General features: G+C 60.9%; 4 protein-coding genes. All 4 read left to right on the plus strand.

What is annotated here, in order from left to right:
* Nucleotides 1-44 precede the first annotated feature (44 nt).
* Genes BM269_RS11980 through BM269_RS11995 form a run of 4 tightly spaced genes read left to right on the plus strand, consistent with a single transcriptional unit; the run spans nucleotide 45 to nucleotide 18,017 of the window.
* Nucleotides 45-1,697 carry a ShlB/FhaC/HecB family hemolysin secretion/activation protein gene (locus tag BM269_RS11980; protein WP_229204611.1) on the plus strand — a complete coding sequence of 551 codons (1,653 nt, stop codon included), beginning with the start codon at nucleotides 45-47 and terminating at the stop codon, nucleotides 1,695-1,697.
* A gap of 5 nt (nucleotides 1,698-1,702) precedes the next feature.
* On the plus strand, nucleotides 1,703-16,924 hold the full coding sequence (locus BM269_RS11985) for a hemagglutinin repeat-containing protein (protein ID WP_090437233.1): 15,222 nt from the start codon (nucleotides 1,703-1,705) through the stop codon (nucleotides 16,922-16,924).
* Nucleotides 16,909-17,286: a hypothetical protein gene (locus BM269_RS11990; RefSeq protein ID WP_139232722.1), complete on the plus strand. Its 378-nt coding sequence runs from the start codon at nucleotides 16,909-16,911 to the stop codon at nucleotides 17,284-17,286. The genes BM269_RS11985 and BM269_RS11990 overlap by 16 nt, the downstream gene beginning before the upstream one ends.
* Nucleotides 17,287-17,306: 20 nt before the next feature.
* Nucleotides 17,307-18,017, plus strand: coding sequence for a hemagglutinin repeat-containing protein (locus BM269_RS11995; protein WP_090437235.1), 711 nt, complete (start codon nucleotides 17,307-17,309; stop codon nucleotides 18,015-18,017).
* The last annotated feature ends 63 nt before the right edge of the window (nucleotides 18,018-18,080 follow it).

Raw genomic sequence — 18,080 nt, forward strand, 5'->3', positions numbered from 1 at the left:
AAAAAAATACCCAAGAGAAATAGATGTTGTGTAAAAGAATAGAATTGGCCGCGCAGATTGCGATTGGCCTTGGCGCAGCGTTGCCTGCGTTCGCGCAGGTCGATCCTGCGTTGGCAAACCAGGAACTGCAGCGCCAGGAGCAGCGTGAGCGCGAGCGCGCGCGCCAGGACGAGGCCAAGCCGGACGTGCGCCTGCAACGCGACACCAGCTCGGCGCAGGCAGCCTGGCCGGAGAACGAGTCGCCGTGCTTCCCGATCCGCCGCGTCTTCCTGGAAGGCGAACTGGCCGGTCAATTCCAATGGGCGCTGGCAGCCGCCGACGGTGCGCTTGGCCGTTGCCTTGGCAGCGCCGGCATCAACGTCCTCGTTGGAGAGGTCCAGAACGCACTGGTGGCCCAGGGCTATGTTACCGCCCGCGTGCTGGCGGCCCCGCAGGATTTGCTGAGTGGCGAGCTGCACCTGAAACTGGTGCCGGGCCGCGTTCGCGCGCTGCGCTATCCGGAGCAGCAGCCGGCGTTCAACAACGCGCTGCCGGTGCAGGCTGGCGAGTTGCTCAACCTGCGCGATATCGAGCAAGCGCTGGAGAACCTGAAACGCGTACCGGGTGCGCAGGCCGATATCGAAATCGTGCCCGGCGAGCAGCCTGGCGAAAGCGACCTACAGGTGAAGTGGAAGGGCGGCCGCGCCTATCGCTTCAGCGCATCGGTGGACGACAGCGGCAGCCGCTCGACCGGCACCTACCAGGGCGGGCTCACACTCTCAATAGATAATCCTTTCGGCTTGCAAGACCTGTTCTACCTGACCCTGAATCGCAACGTGCCGGGTGACAGCCCGGGCGGCGAATATGGCACCAGCGGCTATGCCCTGCATTACTCGGTGCCGTTCGACTATTGGCTGCTCTCGCTGCAACTGAACGATTACCGTTACCGCCAGACGGTGGCCGGTGCCTTCCAGGACTATATTTATCGAGGCACCAGCAATACCGCCGAATTGAAGCTCTCGCGCCTGGTGTACCGTGACGCCACCCGCAAGACCACGCTGTCGCTGCGCACCTACCAGCGCGGCAGCCGCAATTACATCGACGACATGGAAGTGGAAGTGCAGCGCCGCCGCATGGCCGGCTTCGTGGCAGGTATCGCGCACAAGGAATTCATTGGCCCCGCCACCCTGGACAGCAACCTGACCTGGAAGCTCGGCACCAGCTCCTACGGCAGCCTGCCCGCGCAGGAAGAGGCCTTCGGCGAAGGCACGGCGCGCCCGCGCATCTTCAATGCCGACTTCACGCTGAACTGGCCGCTGACAAAGTCCCTGTCTTACCAGGCTGCCTGGCGCCGCCAGTGGAACCGCACCAAACTGATTCCGCAGGACCGCTTCTCGATCGGCGGCCGTTACACCGTGCGCGGCTTCGACGGTGAAGCCAGCCTCTCGGCAGAACGCGGCTGGCTGCTGCGCAATGACTTGAACTGGACCATCCCCGAGACCCGCCACCAGCTGTACTTCGCGCTGGACCACGGCGCAGTTTCCGGCCCCTCTGCGGCGCTGCTGCGCGGCACCCACCTGACCGGCGCTGCCCTTGGCTGGCGCGGCCAGTTCGGCGGCCTGAGTGCCGACTTCTTCGCGGGCAAACCGGTAAGCAAGCCGCACGCCTTCCGCACCGCCAGCGTTGCCACTGGCTTCAATCTGAATGTCGAGTTCTGAGCATCATGAATAAACTTCGCTACCGTATCGTTTTCAACAAAGCACGTGGCATGCTGATGGCCGTGGGCGAGAGTGCCCGCAGTTGCAGCAAAGGCGCCGGCCAGACCGACGCTCTCGATAGTTCGGCACCTGCCGCCTTCGGGCACCCTGCGTTGCGCCGACTGACTTTGCTGTTCGGGGCTGCTTTCGGCGGATTCCTTTGGGCCAGCCACGTACAGGCGCAGATCATCGCCGATCCGAAGGCGCCAAGCCAGAACCAGGCCATCGTGCTCAAGGCGGCCAACGGCGTGCCGCAAGTAAACGTGCGTGAGCCAAGTGCGGCCGGCGTATCGCGCAACGTCTATTCGCAGTTCGACGTGGCCAAGGGCGGCGCGATCCTGAATAACGCGCGCTCGAACGTGCAGACGGAACTGGGTGGTTGGGTTGAGGCCAATCCTTGGCTGAAATCGGGCGCCGCGAAAGTGATCCTGAATGAGGTGAACTCGAACAACCCGAGCGCACTGCGGGGTTACATCGAAGTGGCGGGCCAGAGGGCGGAAGTTGTGATCGCCAACCCGTCCGGTATTTCCGTGGACGGTGGCGGCTTTATCAACGTGAGCCGCGCGACGCTGACCACCGGTTCACCGTTCATGACCGATGGCAGGCTAGCAGGCTATGAGGTGCAACGCGGCCAGATCGTGATCGATGGCGCCGGCCTGGATGCGAGCAAGACCGACTACACGGCCCTGATCAGCCGATCGCTGGTGCTGAATGCCGCCCTGTGGGCGCAGCGCCTGAACGTCGTGACCGGCGTGAACAAGGTTGCGGAAGGCGAATCGCCATCGGTGACGGGGGTGGGCCAGGCAAGAGATTCCGCTCCGCAGTTCGCGATTGACGCATCGCGCCTGGGTGGCATGTATGCGAACCAGATTTTCCTGGTCGGTACCGAAGCGGGTGTCGGCGTTCGAAATGCCGGCGAAATCGGCGCGGCGGCAGGGCAACTGGTTGTCACAGCCGAAGGGCGTCTTGAAAACACCGGCACGCTGGCGGCATCGAAGGGTATGCAGGTTGCGGCGCGCGGTACGTTAGACAACAAGGGCAAGTTGCAGGCGGGCGAAGACCTGGCGCTCAAATCGTCCGCCGTGACCAATGGCGGCAGCATCAGCGCGGGCGGCCAACTGCTTGCCGCGGTGGCCGGCGATGTCGATAACCGTGGCGGCGCGATCGAGGCGCGCCGCGTTGAGTTGGGCAGCGCGAATGGCGCCTTGCTGAACGCGGGCGGCAAGATCGTGCAAGGCGGCTCGTCGGCACTGACCGTGAACGTTGGCAGCGCCAATAACTCGGATGGGGTGTTGGGACAAGCTGCAAGCGCCACGGATAGCGGCACGGGCGGCACTGGCACCGGGACCGGTGGCAGCACCGGCGGCTCCGGAACTGGCGCCGGCACCAACACCGGCGCAGGCGGCACGACCGGCTCCGGCAGCACGGGCGGCAGCGCCGTTCCTGCGTTGCCAGCCGGCGAGATTAAGTTCGCCGCAATGGACAACCAGCACGGCCTGGTCACCGCCACCGGCGGCATCAACCTGGAAACCGCCGCATTGGTCAACCAGCGCGGCCAGGCCAACCTGCGCACGCTGAAAGTAGACGGCGGCACCCTGGACAACAGTCAGGGCCAGATCGGCGTACAGCAAGACACGACCCTGCTCGTCTCTACGCTGAACAACCAGGCAGGCCGCTTGCTGACCGGTGGCGCCTTCAACGCCACGCTCGGCGAATTCGACAACAGCAATGGCCTGCTGCAAGCAAACAAGCTGTCCATCGACGTCGCACGCTATTTGAACAATGACAGCGGAACTTTGCTCAACCTGGGCACCGGCGATGCCACCATCAACGTCGCAGGCAAGTTCCAGCAAGCCAGCGGCAAACTGGAAACCGCCGGAAACCTGACGCTTCGCGCTGGCGAAATCGCTGGCACCGGCAGCAAATTGAACGTCGGCGGCAACTTCGCCCTGAACAGCGGAACCACCATTTCCGAACAAGGCGACTGGCGCATCGGCGGCAGCGCGCAACTGGAAACCGGTGCGCTGACCAATACCTCCGGCGCCATTGCCGCGGCTGGCGACCTGTCGCTGAAAGCCGCTGCACTCACCAACCAGGATGGGCAACTCGCGACCGGCGGCCAGGTAGCCTTGGAAGTGACGGGCGACGTGGACAACACGTCCGGCGTGGTCCAGGCCAGCAAGGGCCTGCAACTGAAATCCGGCGGCACGGTGCATAACGGCGAAGGCACCATCGAAACGCTGGGCGGCCAAGGCAGCCTCTCAGTGCATGCCGCCGCAATCGACAACCGCACCGGCAGCATCGTCAACGCCGGCAACGGCCCATTGGCGTTGAAAGCTGCAGCGATCGGCAATAGCGGCAAGATCGGCGGCAATGGCGCTATGCATATCGACGCCGAGTCTCTGACCAACACGGCGCAAGGCCGCGTAACGGCCACCGGCGACGTCAACATGAACGTCGGCTCCCTGTTGAAAAACGAGGGCAGCATCGGCAACGGTGGCAGCTTCACTATGACGCAGGCCCAGTCCGCGCTGGTGAACTCCGGCGAGATCCTCGCAAAAGGCCCGTTGAAGATCGAAAACCGTTCGATCGACAATCGCGAAGGCACGATCGCCACTGCCGAAGGGAGTACCAGCCGCGTCGACCTCACGTCCGGCTCCCTGCAGAACGACGCCGGCACCATCCGCGCCGACGGCAGCGCCTCCGCGCGCATCGCCGGCGATGCAAGCAATGCGGGTGGCTACCTCGGTGCCGGCGGCGCGCTGGACTTGCGCGCCGGTGCGGGCATCAACAACGACTTCGGCCGTATTGAAAGCCGCGACGAAATGACCGTGACGGGCGACACCCTGACCAACAGGGCAGGCAGCATCGTCTCCGCCAGCGTCGGCCAATCGTCGTTCACAATCAATCGTTACATCGCAAACAATGGCCTGATCGGCAGCAACGGCGCCCTGACCGTCAATACGGAAAGCCTGACCAATGGCACCGGCGGCACCGTCACCGCCATGTCCGACCTGGTCTTGAAGGTGCGTTCTGAATTGAACAACCTCGATGGCCAAATCAGCACCCAGGGAAAATTCAGTTTCGACCTGCAAGATGCCACGCTGCGCAACAGCGGCTCCATTTCCTCGAAAGGCGCGGTAACGCTGAATGCGCGCGAGGTAGATAACCGCGCCGGTCAAATCATCACCGCCAGCGGCTCCGCCATCTCGGCCAACATTGGCAAGCTGGATAACCGCAGCGGTATCGTCAGCTCCGGCGCCGACGCAACGATCACCGTTGCCGGTGCCCTCGACAACAGCAACGGCGAAATCCAGACCGCGCACGACATTCAGTTGAGCGCGGGCGGCGCGATCACCAACGCCGGTGGCCTGGTCCAGGCGACCGGGGCAGCTAGCACCACGCGCTTGAATGCCGCTTCGATCGACAACACGACCGGCCGCATCATCAACGTCGGCACAGGCAATACCACTGTGACCGCGACTGGCCACATTGCAAACAGCGGCCAGATCGCCGGCAACGGAAAAGTGGACCTGTCCGCCGACAGCCTGCGCAACCAATCGCAAGGCACCATCAGCGCGGGCGGCGACATGTCGCTCGCCGTGCAGTCTTCGCTGGACAACGCCGGTACCGTCAGCAGCGCCGGTGACCTGACGACGAATCAGTCAGCCTTGGCGTTGCGTAACAGCGGCACCATGGTCGCTGCAGGCGCTGTCAACCTGACCGCCGCAAGCATCAACAACGATGGCGGCAAGCTCGCCACCACCCAGGGTTCGAACGCCGGTGTACATCTCACCGCCCAAAATGCCAGCAACCAGGCCGGCACGATCATCTCCGACAACAAGGTGGAGCTGCAAGTCACGGGCGACGTCGACAACCGCGGCGGCCTGCTGCAAGCCCGCACGGACCTGCAGCTCGAATCCGGTGGCACCGTTAAAAACGGCGGCGGCATTATCGAGTCCATCTCTGCTACGAGCGCCTTGAACCTGAAAGCCGGCGACTTGGCCAACGACACGGGCCGCATCGTCAACGTAGGCACCGGCGCCACGACGCTGGATGCCGACCATGGCATCGCGACCAACGGCACAATCGCTGGTAATGGCGCGCTGCAAATCTCTGCCGCCACGCTCGAAAACCAAGCTGACGGCATAATCGCGTCCGCGCAAGGCATGACCGCCACGGTGACCGGTTCGTTGGCTAATGCCGGTACGATCAATAGCGGCGGCAAGTTGCAGATCAACGCCAACGGCGCGACTGTCAGCAACAGCAAGGTGCTTGTTTCGCAAGGCGAGATGACCCTGCACGCAGGAGACGTCAACAATGACGGCGGCCAGCTCGCCACCGCCAAAGGCTCTGGCGCGGCACTGACAATCGAAGCAACCTCGATCAGCAACCGCAGTGGGTTGATCATGTCCGACGCAGCGGCAATGATCGACAGCGCCGGCAAGCTCGACAATACGCAAGGCACCATGCAATCCGCCGGCTCGCTGGGCATCGACGCCGCAGGCGCCATGAGCAACAACGGCGGCGTGGTGGAGGCACTCGCCCTAAACGCCACGCTCGACCTGCACACCGGATCGCTGGCAAATGGCACCGGCCGCATCGTCAACGTCGGCACCAACGCGACCACCGTGAATGTCGACACCTCGTTGGATACTGCTGGCCTGATCGCAGGCAATGGCAACCTTGCCATGTCTGCAGCCGACCTGACCAACCGCACCGGCGGCAGCATCGCCGCATCGGGCGGAAAGCTGGACATGACGGTTGGCCACGGCATGGACAATGCAGGCGCGATCAGCAGCCGAAGCACCTTCACGCTGAACGCAGGCGGAAAAGCCGTAAGTAACAGCGGCCAGCTTGTCAGTGGCACCGATGCGAACCTCGCAACGGGCGCTTTCAATAACAATGGCGGTCAGTTGGTGACCGTCAAGGATGGCGGCGGCAACCTGCGTCTGGACTCTGACAGCATCAGCAACACCAGTGGTGTCATCGTTTCCGACGGCAGCGCAAACATCACCTCGCGCGGTGCCTTGGGCAACCAGGGCGGCGTGATTGAATCGTCGACACAGAACGGCACGCTCGACATCGCAGCCAGCGACATCAACAACGGCACCGGCCGCATTGTCAATGTAGGCACGGGTGCGACCAACTTGACCGCAACTGGTGCCGTAACCAACAACGGCCAGATCGCCGGCAACGGCACGCTCAACGCGGTCGCATCCACGCTGGACAACGCCAGCGCCGGCAGTATTTCCTCCGCCGGTAACCTGAATTTCGGCGTGCGCCAGTCCCTGAATAGCGCCGGCAAGATCAGCAGCGGCGGAACATTGACCTTCGAGCAGGCAGCCGCGCAGTTCAGCAATAGTGGCCAGATCGGTGCGGCCGGCGCGATCAACGTCCACGCCGCTACCATCAGCAACAATGGCGGCCAAATCGCAACTGCCACTGCTGGCGGCGCAAACATCACGCTGGACAGCTTAGGCTCCATGAGCAACCGCAGCGGCGCAATTGCAGCCGCAGGCAACACGAGCGTGGTCTCGGGCTCAAACTTCGACAACACCCAAGGCCAGGTGCAGGCCGCAGGAAAACTGTCTGTCACCGCCGGCGGGGCGCTGACCAACAACAGCGGCGCGCTGGAAGCACTGAGCGCAGGCTCCACGCTGGACGTGCAGGGCAACGCGATTAGCAACCTGGTGGGCCGCATGGTCAACGCAGGCAATGCGCGCACCACTATTACCAGCGCGAGCAGCATCACTAATGGCGGCACCATAGCCGGCAACGGCGCGTTGGTACTGAACGCAAAGAGCTTGCAGAATCAGGCCGGCGGTGTGATCTCCGCCGCTACCACGCTCGACCTGGCTGTGCGCCAACAGCTCGACAACCAGGGCGGCGCGATCAGCAGCGGCGGTGCGCTGACGTTCAATCAGGCCGCAGCCTCCTTTGCAAACAGCGGACGCCTGGCATCCGGCGGCGAGATGAGCATCATCGCCTCCAGCATCGCCAACAATGGTGGCCAGCTTTACACGGTGAGCGGCACCGGCCGGGGCATCACCCTGCAGGCTGGCAGCCTGTCCAACCTCGGCGGCGCAGTTTCCGCCGACGGTCAGCTGCTTGCAACGATTGGCGGCACTGTCGGCAACAACGGCGGCATCTTGCACGCTGGCGGCGACCTGACCCTGAATGCAGCCGGCGTATTGAATAACGGGAGCGGTACCATCGAAGCTGCCGGCGCGGCCTCCAAGCTGACTGCCAATGCGCAATCGGTTAGCAGCAGTGGCCGCATCGTCAACGCGGGCAGTGGCAACACCAGCGTCACAAGCGCTAGCAGCATCACAAACAGCGGCAGCATCGCCGGCAACGGCGCAGTGGACCTGCACACCAACACGCTGGATAACCAGGCCGGGGGGCAGCTCAGTTCCGGTGCAGCCATGCTGCTGGACGTGAATCAGCAACTGAATAACCAAGGCACCATCGGAAGCAGTGGCACGTTGACCTTCGACGAAGCCTCAGCGTCCTTCACCAACAGCGGCCAAGTGGCGACCAAGGGCAGGGCACTGATCAACTCGTCCTCCTTCACCAATGGCGGCCAGATCTCCACCGTGGACGGATCCGGCGCTGAGCTGGCAATTACGACGAGCAGCTTCACCAACAGTGGCCAGCTCGTGGCAGATGGCAAGGCTATGCTCTCCATCGGTGGCACCACAAACAACGTCGGCGGCATCGTTCAAGCCGGCACCGACTTGCAGTTGACGTCCGGCAGCGCACTGTTGAACAATGGCGGCGTGATCGAAGCGATTGGCGCAGGCAGCAACCTGACCAGCAACAGCGATTCCATCGACAACGGCACCGGCCGCATCGCCAACAAAGGCAGCGGCGCCACCAGGCTCCAGAGCCGCGGCGGGATCACGAACCACGGCTCCATTGCCGGCATGGGCAACTTGCTGTTGTCCGGCTCCACCATGTGGAATGGCGTCTCGGGCATCATTGCTTCCGGCCAGGGCATGGACTTGGCGATTACACAGCAACTCACCAACCAAGGCAAGGTAAACAGCGGCGGCACGCTGACCTTCAACCAGGCCGGTTCGGGCTTCGTCAACAGCGGCCAGGTGCTCTCCGGCGGCAACGCCTACATTTCCGCGCAATACGTCAATAACGACGGCGGCAGCCTTGGCACCGCGGGCGGTTCCGGCGCCGACCTGACCCTGAATACCCCACAATTGAGTAACTCGGGTGGCCGGATTGCAACCGACCGCGATTTGAGCGTATCTGCCGGCACAGTCGGCGCTCTGGGCGAAATCTTCGGCGGCCGCGACCTTGCGATGAGCATGAACGGCGACTTCGTTCAAGCCGCCGGTGCGCAACAGGCCCACTCCAATCGCGACCTGAGCCTGACCGTTACTGGCAACATCACCAACGCCGGGCCCCTTGGCGCGGAAGGCGCGCTGACACTGACCGGCAACCAGGTGACAAACCAGGCCGGAGCCGTGATCGAGGGCGGCGCAGTTGCCATCCGCGCTGCCGGCGACCTGGCCAACTCCGGTGAGATCAACGGCGAAAGCGCGCTCGACCTGGTCGCCGCCAACATCAGCAACACCGCCGGTATAGTCGGCGGTAACGTGGCTGTCCGCACCGGGAACCTCAATAACACCGGCGCCAGCGCCTTGATCGGCTCCACTGGCAATATGGCGCTGGGCGTGGTCGGAACGCTGAACAACCTCCAGGGCGGTACGCTGTACAGCGCCGCAAGCATGTTTATTGGCGCTACCAACGGCGGCTTGAGCGCGCAGGTGAATAACGTTTCGTCCACTATCGAGGCGAGCGGCAATTTGGAGTTGAATGCGGCCACGTTGCAGAATATTCGGGACAACGCATCGATTGTCCAGGTCACCAGAACGGAAACGGTGAATATGGCAATGCCGTCCTGGTATAAACCTGGCGGGAACCCCAACGGCTACGATCCTGGGTCCAGTAACTACACGCCATGGGAGGTTTATTTCGTTAATCCGGCAGACATTCTGGAATCGGAAAAACGTATCACGCCCGATGGCTATGAGATTACCCGAGCGGTGATACGCACCCATGCCAACGACTCAGCGTTCTTCAGCGCCCTCAGTGGTTACTTTGCCAAATGGGGTTCGCGTAGCCGCATTCCAACGAGCGATGGCGTAAGGGTCATTTATTATTACGAAAGCCGTACTGCGACCAATCCTGACCAAGGTGGCGCCGCAAGGGATGCATATCAGCTGCCAGACAGTCGTCAGGTTGAGTGGAATACGCCGGAGTACAACTTCTCCAGTGCATATGGCAGCTGTAGCACCAACTGCCTCCGCATTGTGACCCAGCCGGCATATGATGATCCGGAACATACGATCCTGCGCCATACGGAAAGGCATACTGGAACGCAGACTTCCGATCAACTGGAAGAAAAGCGAGTGGCAAACCACACTGTCGTCGAGGACCAGATCTCCCCGAGCGCTGGCAAAGCTGGCCAGATCCTCTCCGGTGGAAATATGCGTTTGACGATCACCAATACACTGGACAACACCCTCAGCGAGATCAAGGCCCTTGGCACCTTGGACGTAGCCGGCAGGCCCGCCATTTCCAACGACGGGACCAAACTGATTCGGAGGCACAGCTTCAGCGGTACGTTCACGACGTATACCGGCCGTTACACTGCTGCCTGGAGCAATCCGGATATCAACCAGGAGATTGGCGCGATTAGCGGAACGATGTTGGGTGCGCAAGGTGTGTTCATCAGCGCTCGCAGCTTCCGCAATGTGGACTATAGCGCAGGTACCGTAGGCAATTTCCGCGACACCGTCAATGTGATCGGGAGCGGCGCAAATAGCGCCGCCAGCGCCGGTGCGTATGCCAGCGCTGGCGGTGGAAATGGTGGTGGCGCTGGCGGCAACGTGTCCGGCAGCGCAGCTGGCGCACATGCCAACCTGGCAAGTCAGCTTGGATCCAGCGGAGCGGGCGCTAACCTTGGCGGCGCAGGCCAGGCAGGTAACAGCGGCAATTCCAACCAACTGCTGGCTGGCAGCACGGCATCCGGCAGCGGCGCCGGCAACAGCCTCGATACCGAAGGAGCCGCACAGTTGGGAGGCCCCGCACGCGAAGGCATACTGTTTGGCCGTGTATCGAACCAGGCTCGCAACAGTACGCTGGGCAACGTCAACACTGCGGCCGGCGATGTTTTGGGGCAGTCTGCTTCCGCAGTGCGAGGCGAAAGCATCAGCGGTGTGAGGAAAATTTCGCCGGGCGGCCTGTTCCTGTGCAACCCTGACCCGAAAGGCGAGTACCTGTTCGAGACGCGTCCGGAATTCGCAAAGCAGGACCAGTGGACCAGCAGCGACTACCTGCTGGACAAGCTGGCAATGGACCACGCCACCACGCAGAAACGCCTCGGCGACGGTTTCTACGAACAACGCCTGGTGCGTGAACAGCTGTCCGAGCTGACCGGCCGTGCTCCAAGCGCCGGTCCTGGCGATGACGCGCTGTACAAGAAAATGTTGAACGACGCAGCCAGCTTCGCGCAGGAATTCGGCCTGCGTCCCGGAATTTCCCTGAGCGCAGAGCAAGTCAGCCACCTGACCAGCGATATCGTCTGGCTGGAGAGCCAGACGGTGCAACTGCCGGATGGCTCCATTGAAACTGTGCTGGTACCGAAGGTCTATCTGGCACACGTCAGCGCGAACGCGGTCAAGCCAACCGGTGCCCTGGTCACCGGCGCAACCGTGACGATCGACGTCAGCGAGTCCATCATGAACCAAGGTGGTGTGATCGATAGTGGCAATGGCCGCACGATCCTGCTGGCTGGCGAAGACATCGTCAACCGTGGCGGCGCCGTCAAGGGCGGTGACGTCGCCCTGCAAGCTGGCCGTGATATCAAGAACGAAACCATGACCGTTGACAGCAAGTGGTCGTCCAAGGTGAACGGCGGCAGCTATACCTCGCTCTCCAACCAGGCGACGATTAGCGCCACCAATGGCTTGATCATGGACGCCGGTCGCAACCTGACTGACCTGGCAGGCACGATTAACGCAGGCGCCAGTGCCTCCATTTTCGCTGGAAACAACATCAGCTTTGATACGGTGAGAACCGGCAGCAGTTACCATGCGCTGATCGATGGGAATGCCGAGAATAATAGCGCCGTATACAACCAGCTCAGCCGAGTCAATGTGGGTGGAGACCTGATGATTGCAGCTAGCGGTAATCTGAATCTTACCGGCACACAGGTTTCAATTGGTACCAAGGGTAGCGGCACTGGCACACTGATGGCCGGCGGCGCAGTGAACATCAACGCGGTGGTTGATGAAGTTAAGACTAGCCTGCAGGACGACAAGACCAAGAAGAACTGGGGTAAGGATATTCACGAGAGCCAATCGGTCGTCGGCGCGCGTGTGGCGTCCACCGGGGACTTGCTGGTCAGCGCTGGTGTCAGCCAAAGCAGTGACCTGAATATCAAAGGCAGCGTGCTTGCCGTTGACGGCACGCTGACAATGAAGGCAAGCAAGGACCTGAATATTGGCAGCGTCGCCGAAACTCACTTGTCCGACTTTGAGAACCACAGCAAATCGGGCAACAAGCTCAAAAAGCGCAGCAGCGACATCACCGATTACAACGCCACCACGCTGGCAATTGGCAGCAGCATCAAAGGCGGCAATGTCGTTGCCACCAGCGGCGGCGACACCCTGATCAAGGGCAGCACCGTGCTGGCCGACAAAGACCTCAGCATCGACGCCAAAGGTGGTCTGAGTATCGTCAGCGCCGAGGAAACCAGCAAGACATCGAGCACCAGGCAGGAAAAGAAATCGGGCTTCAGCGTCAGCTACTCGTCGGGCAACCTGAGTACTGGCTATGGCAAATCGAGCACTTCCTCGCAAAGCGCGCAGGAAAGGGTGACCCAGCTCGCATCCAGCATCGGCGCCCTGGGCGGCAGCGTCAAGCTCAAGTCCGGCGAAACGCTGCAAGTAGTCGCCTCCGACATCGCCGCCAAGGAAAACCTCACCCTGATCGGCAAGAACGTCGACCTGGCTGCCGCGCAGAACACCTCGCAAAGCCAGTCGAACGCCCAAGGCAAGTCGTCCGGCTTCGGAGTTGGTTTCACAGTCAACCCGGTGGCGGCCTTCAAGGACGCCTACAAATCCAGCACCGAAAACTCCAAGTCCGGCAGCTCCATTGGCAAGGCATTCGCCAAGGCAGAAGGAGCGGCAGAAGGCACCATGGCTGCGCTGTCGGTCGTCAACGCGCAATTCAGCAAAAAGAGCACCAACAGCACGCAAAACCACGCCACCAGCGAAGCGCGCACCAGCACCCTCACTGCCGGCAAGGACCTGACCATCCTTGCCACCGACGGCTCGATCACCAGCCAGGGCACCCAGATCAGCGCCGAAGGCAATGCCCTGATCCTGGCCAAGGACAACATCAAGTTCGACGTGGCCCACACCACGGAAAGCAGGTCGCAGGACTCGAAGAAATCAGGCTTCAGCATCGACACCCGCTCAACGCAGGTGGTGGGTATGCTCCACAACAATGGCAAAGGCAACGGCGCCACCGACACCGTAACCGGCACCAAACTGTCGGTTGGCGGCAGCACCACCATGGCCACGCAAACCGGCGACATCACGCTGACCGGCGCCAACGTGGTCTCGGAAGGCAACCTGTCGATCAACGCCGCGCGCGACCTGACCATCACCAGCGCGCAGGACACGCTCCACAACGCCAACCAGAGCAACAACAAGGCAATCGGCAAGGTAGTTATTTCCGACACCGAGCGCTTCTCCGGCTATCACAACGAAAAGCACAAAGACAATAGCGACCAGGTGACCCAGGTGGCTTCAAACGTCTCCAGCCTGAAAGGCGACGTGAACTTGACCGCAGGCCAGAAGTACACCCAAACATCGAGCAACGTGCTGGCCGGGAATGACGTCAACATCACCGCCAAGACGATCGACATCACGGCGCTGCAAAACACCGGCAGTCACCAGGAATCGAACAGCGACCTGAAGATCGGTACCTTCGCCCGCATCAGCTCACCGCTGATCGACTTGGTCAACAACGTGAATGCAGCGCGCAAATCTGACGACCGCCTGAAAGCGATGCAGGGCATGGCCGCCGCCGCCAATGGCTACCAAGCCGCCAGCGCGGCCAGTGCCTTCCTGGGTGGCCCAGGCAGCGGGGTCCTGGTCAAGGGTGAGGCCGGCATCGGCTTCGCCAGCAGCAGCAACTCCAGCAATGGTAACGACAGCACCGCGCAGGGCAGCACCATCAATGGCGCTCGCAACGTCACCCTGACGGCCACCGGTGGCGACATCCACGCCACCGGCGCCACGCTCAACGCCGGCAAAGCTCTCAGCCTGGATGCAGCACAGAACATCGTGCTGGATGCCAGCCAGAGCACGCTGCATAGCGACGGCAAGAACAAGAGCTCCGGCGTTGAAGCCGGCGTTGGCTTCCAGGTTGGCGCACAGACTGGCGTGTACGTCTACGCCGCCGCCAACATGGGCAAGGGCCACAACAAGAGCGACAGCACGGTCAATAACAACACCGAACTCAAAGCCGAGACGATCAACATCAGCAGCAAGGGCGACACCACGCTGAAAGGTGCCACTGCAACCGCCAACACGATCAACACGGACGTTGGCGGCAAGTTGGCCATCGAAAGTGTACAAGACACCAGTGAGTTCGATAGCAAGCAAACCAACACCGGGGTGCGCGTGCAGGTAGGCTTCGGCGTATGGAGCGCCAACGGCAATCTGTCGCAGCAAAATGGCAAGGGCACCTACGCGGGTGTGGAACAGCAATCGGGCATGTTCGCGGGCGACGGAGGCTACCACGTCAAGGCCGACACCATCGACTTGAAGGGCGGCGCCATCGCCAGCGCAAATGCTGCTGCGTCTGAGCTGATGACCAACAAGCTGACCACGTCGAACATCGAAAACAAGATGACCTACTCGGCCAGCAACGTGAGCATGGCGGGTGGCGTCAGTGGCAGCAGCGAGTTCGGCGCGAAAAACGAAGACGGCAGCACCAAGACCTGGAGCGAACAAAAGCAGCTGTTCGGCACTAGCAAGGGCGGGAATACGACGCCTGGTTTGCCAATGGTGGAAAAGGGCAGCGACAGCTCCACCACTTACGCCACCATCACCGACGGCAAGATCACGATCGGTGGTGTGACGACCAATTCCGTTAAGGACTTGGGGATCAACACCGACCTGAGTAAGGCCAGCACTGCGTTGGACAAATTGCCTGACATGCAGAAGCTCCTGAAGGATCAGCAAGCCATGTCGGCTGCGGCGGGCACAGTAATTGCCACGGGTAAGCAGATTGCGGACGACATCGCGAAAGAAGCCGCGAAAGCGCAAAAATCGGCACAAGCGACGCTGGATGACCCGAAGAGCACGGCCGAGCAGAAGTCGGCTGCGTCGAAAGCAAGTGAAGAAGCCCAGCAAACTCTGAAAGAATGGGGCACCGGTGGTATTTACAGCCGTGCGCTGAATGCTGGCGTTGGTATCTTGACCGGTGCGCTGGCTGGGCAAGGCAACGGGCAAATCGCTGCCGACGCTATTGCCCCAACGGTCGCCAAAACGGTAGGCGACATTGGCGGTTCACTTGCAAAGGAGGCATCGGCCAAGGCGAGTGAATATCGGGACTTGGCTGAGAACGCCGCGCGTGCCAACAATCCAGCGGCCGCAGCTGAATATACGGCGAAGGCAAACGAAGCAGTGGCGACTGCAACGAACTGGGGCGAGAACGGCATCTATCGCGTCGGACTGCATGCCGCCACGCAAGGCATGCTCGGTAGCCTGACAAACGGCCATGCCGGTGCAGTGCAAAGTGCAGCCGGAGTTGTTGGCGGGAATCTTGGCCAGCAGCTCGCGGCGGAGCTGGGTGAGGCTGAGGCGCAAAAGCTTGGCCTGCAAGGCCGAGAGCGCGACGCCTTCGTCAACGCATTCCAGAGTACTGGCGCAGTTGTGGGCGGCATGGTTGCAGGTATTGCAGCTGGAAACGCAGCAGGCGGCAAAGCAGACTTTGGCGCCTTGATGGCAGCGGCGCAAGGTGGCCAGGCAGCAGGAACTGTTGATACGTACAATCGGCAGTTGCACCCAGACGAAACTGCAAAGCTCCAACGGCTGCAAAAGGGTAGGCCCGTGGATGCGCAGCAAAAGCTTGCAGACGCGGCCTGTGCGTTAGTGCATTGCGCCGCGCAACTGTCAGACTATGACCCGCGAAAAGACGCTGCAGAAAAGCAAGAAGCGCGAGGCCAGACATACCATCAAGAATTGTCTGAACTGAGAAGTGAAAGTCTTTTCAATTACGATGAGTACAAAGATGGCTTAAGGGATAAGGCTGCAAGTTTGGCAATGGATGTCCGTTTGAGTCTGCAGGCGATGCGGTACGGCTTGGAACACATCAATCGTAAAGTGGGTGAGACGATCGTCTTGGTTGGTGTAAATGGACCTTACGGGAACGTGCAGGTCCCGCCTGACCTGCCGGATGATTTCGGTGGGCCCAAAGGCAGTGGTGCCGTAGTCGGAGGCACGGTACTTCCGACAGCTCCCCTGTGCTTGCGACCACCGTTCTGCACACTTTCGCCAGCAATTGCGACGCCTACTAACCGAATATACGTGCCTAACAGTGTCTTGCAGTCATCTGGACAAGATAGTGGTGGGGCGGGCGTTAAGAATGAAGGTCAAGCCGATGTTAACGCAACTGAGGGAGCCAAGGGCTCAAATAGTTCAAGTGCTGGAGCTTCGCGTGGTGGCCCGGGCGCGAATGGGGCAAATAGCACAGCGGTATCGGAGCCAGTTTTATTTGATAATAAGTTCCCTCAGGATAAGATAGCAGATCCAAAAATTGTTCCGACGGTAGCGCTGAAGACCATGAGCGGGAACCTGAATTACGTCATACTCGAAGACGGCTCTCTTGTTGTTGGGAAGTCGCCGCATACAAGCCTTACGAATAATATGCGTGTGCAGGCGGCCGGCGAAATTCAACTTTATAACGGGAAGGTCAAATGGCTAGATAACGCATCTGGGCATTATCAACCAAATGGTCCGCAGATTCAGAGCATTGCTGAATCCGCCTTTGCTAAAATTGGCCTGGATGTGACCGGTAAGTTTGAGTTTAAAGTCTGGAAGTTTGATTCTTCGTTGGCGAGAGGTGGAAAATGGGTGAAACAGTGATGATGAATGCGCTAAAGAGCGAGTTACTGGCAGCAGAAAATATATTGAACACAGAGTATTCGTTTGAAAGAGCGGAGCCGAATTACGTGCGCTGCCTTGAGATCATCGGGGGAAACCCCGAAATGAGGCCTCAGTTTTCTGAACTGCTAACCTCCCTTTTTGATGCCGGTCTAGTAAGTGACGAGCCCTTGGCATTCCTGATGCATGTCTTGCGCTGGTCTGAGGTGCGAGAGTGGGCCGAAATCAGCATACGGCAGATGCCAAACCCGGTTGCAACAGGTCGTCCATTAGAAAAAGTGATTGAGGCATTCGGCGACGACTGGGAGAACGAGGAGTTTTATTTAATGTTTTCCAAAAAATAGTCATCTCCTGACAGCGGACCGTGCGGCCGGCAAAAGACCTGAGCATCGACGCCAAAGGTGGTTTGAGCATCGTCAGCGCCGAAGAAACCAGCAACACCTCCAGCACCCGGAATCAGAAGAAGTCGGGCTTCAGCGTCAGCTACTCGTCGGGCAACCTGAGTACTGGCTACGGCAAGTCGAGGACCTCCTCGCAAAACGCGCAGGAGACAGTAACGCAGGCAGCTTCCAGCATCGGCGCCCTGGGCGGCAGCGTCAAGCTCAAGTCCGGCGAAACACTGCAAGTGGTCGCCTCCGACATCGCTGCCAAGGAAAACCTGACCCTGATCGGCCAGAATGTCGACCTGGCCGCAGCGCAGAACACCACGCAAAGTCAGTCGAACACCCAAGGCAAGACGTCCGGCTTCGGCGTAGGCTTCACGGTCAATCCGCTGGCAGCCTTCAAGGACGCCTACAAATCCAGCACCGAAAACTCCAAGTCCGGCAGCTCAATTGGCAAGGAATTCGCCAAGGCGGAAGGAACGGCAGAAGGCACCATGGCTGCGCTGTCGGTCGTCAACGCGCAATTCAGCAACAAGAGCACGAACAGCACGCAAAACCACGCCACCAGCGAAGCGCGCACCAGCACCCTCACTGCCGGCAAGGACCTGACGATCCTCGCCACCGACGGGTCGATCACTAGCCAGGGCACCCAGATCAGCGGTAAGCGTAAAGCCAGCGCCGTCTGGACGTAAGAATCGCTCCCAGCCATGATCGAATTTTGGCACAGCAGTTGTGCCCACAAATTCAATTATGGA

Source organism: Duganella sp. CF458 (assembly GCF_900113115.1).
Taxonomy (GTDB): domain Bacteria; phylum Pseudomonadota; class Gammaproteobacteria; order Burkholderiales; family Burkholderiaceae_D; genus Rugamonas.

Coding starts and splice junctions, on each gene's coding strand:
- BM269_RS11985 (WP_090437233.1), top strand. CDS start 1,703: ATGAATAAACTTCGCTACCGTATCGTTTTCAACAAAGCACGTGGCATG.
- BM269_RS11990 (WP_139232722.1), top strand. CDS start 16,909: ATGGGTGAAACAGTGATGATGAATGCGCTAAAGAGCGAGTTACTGGCA.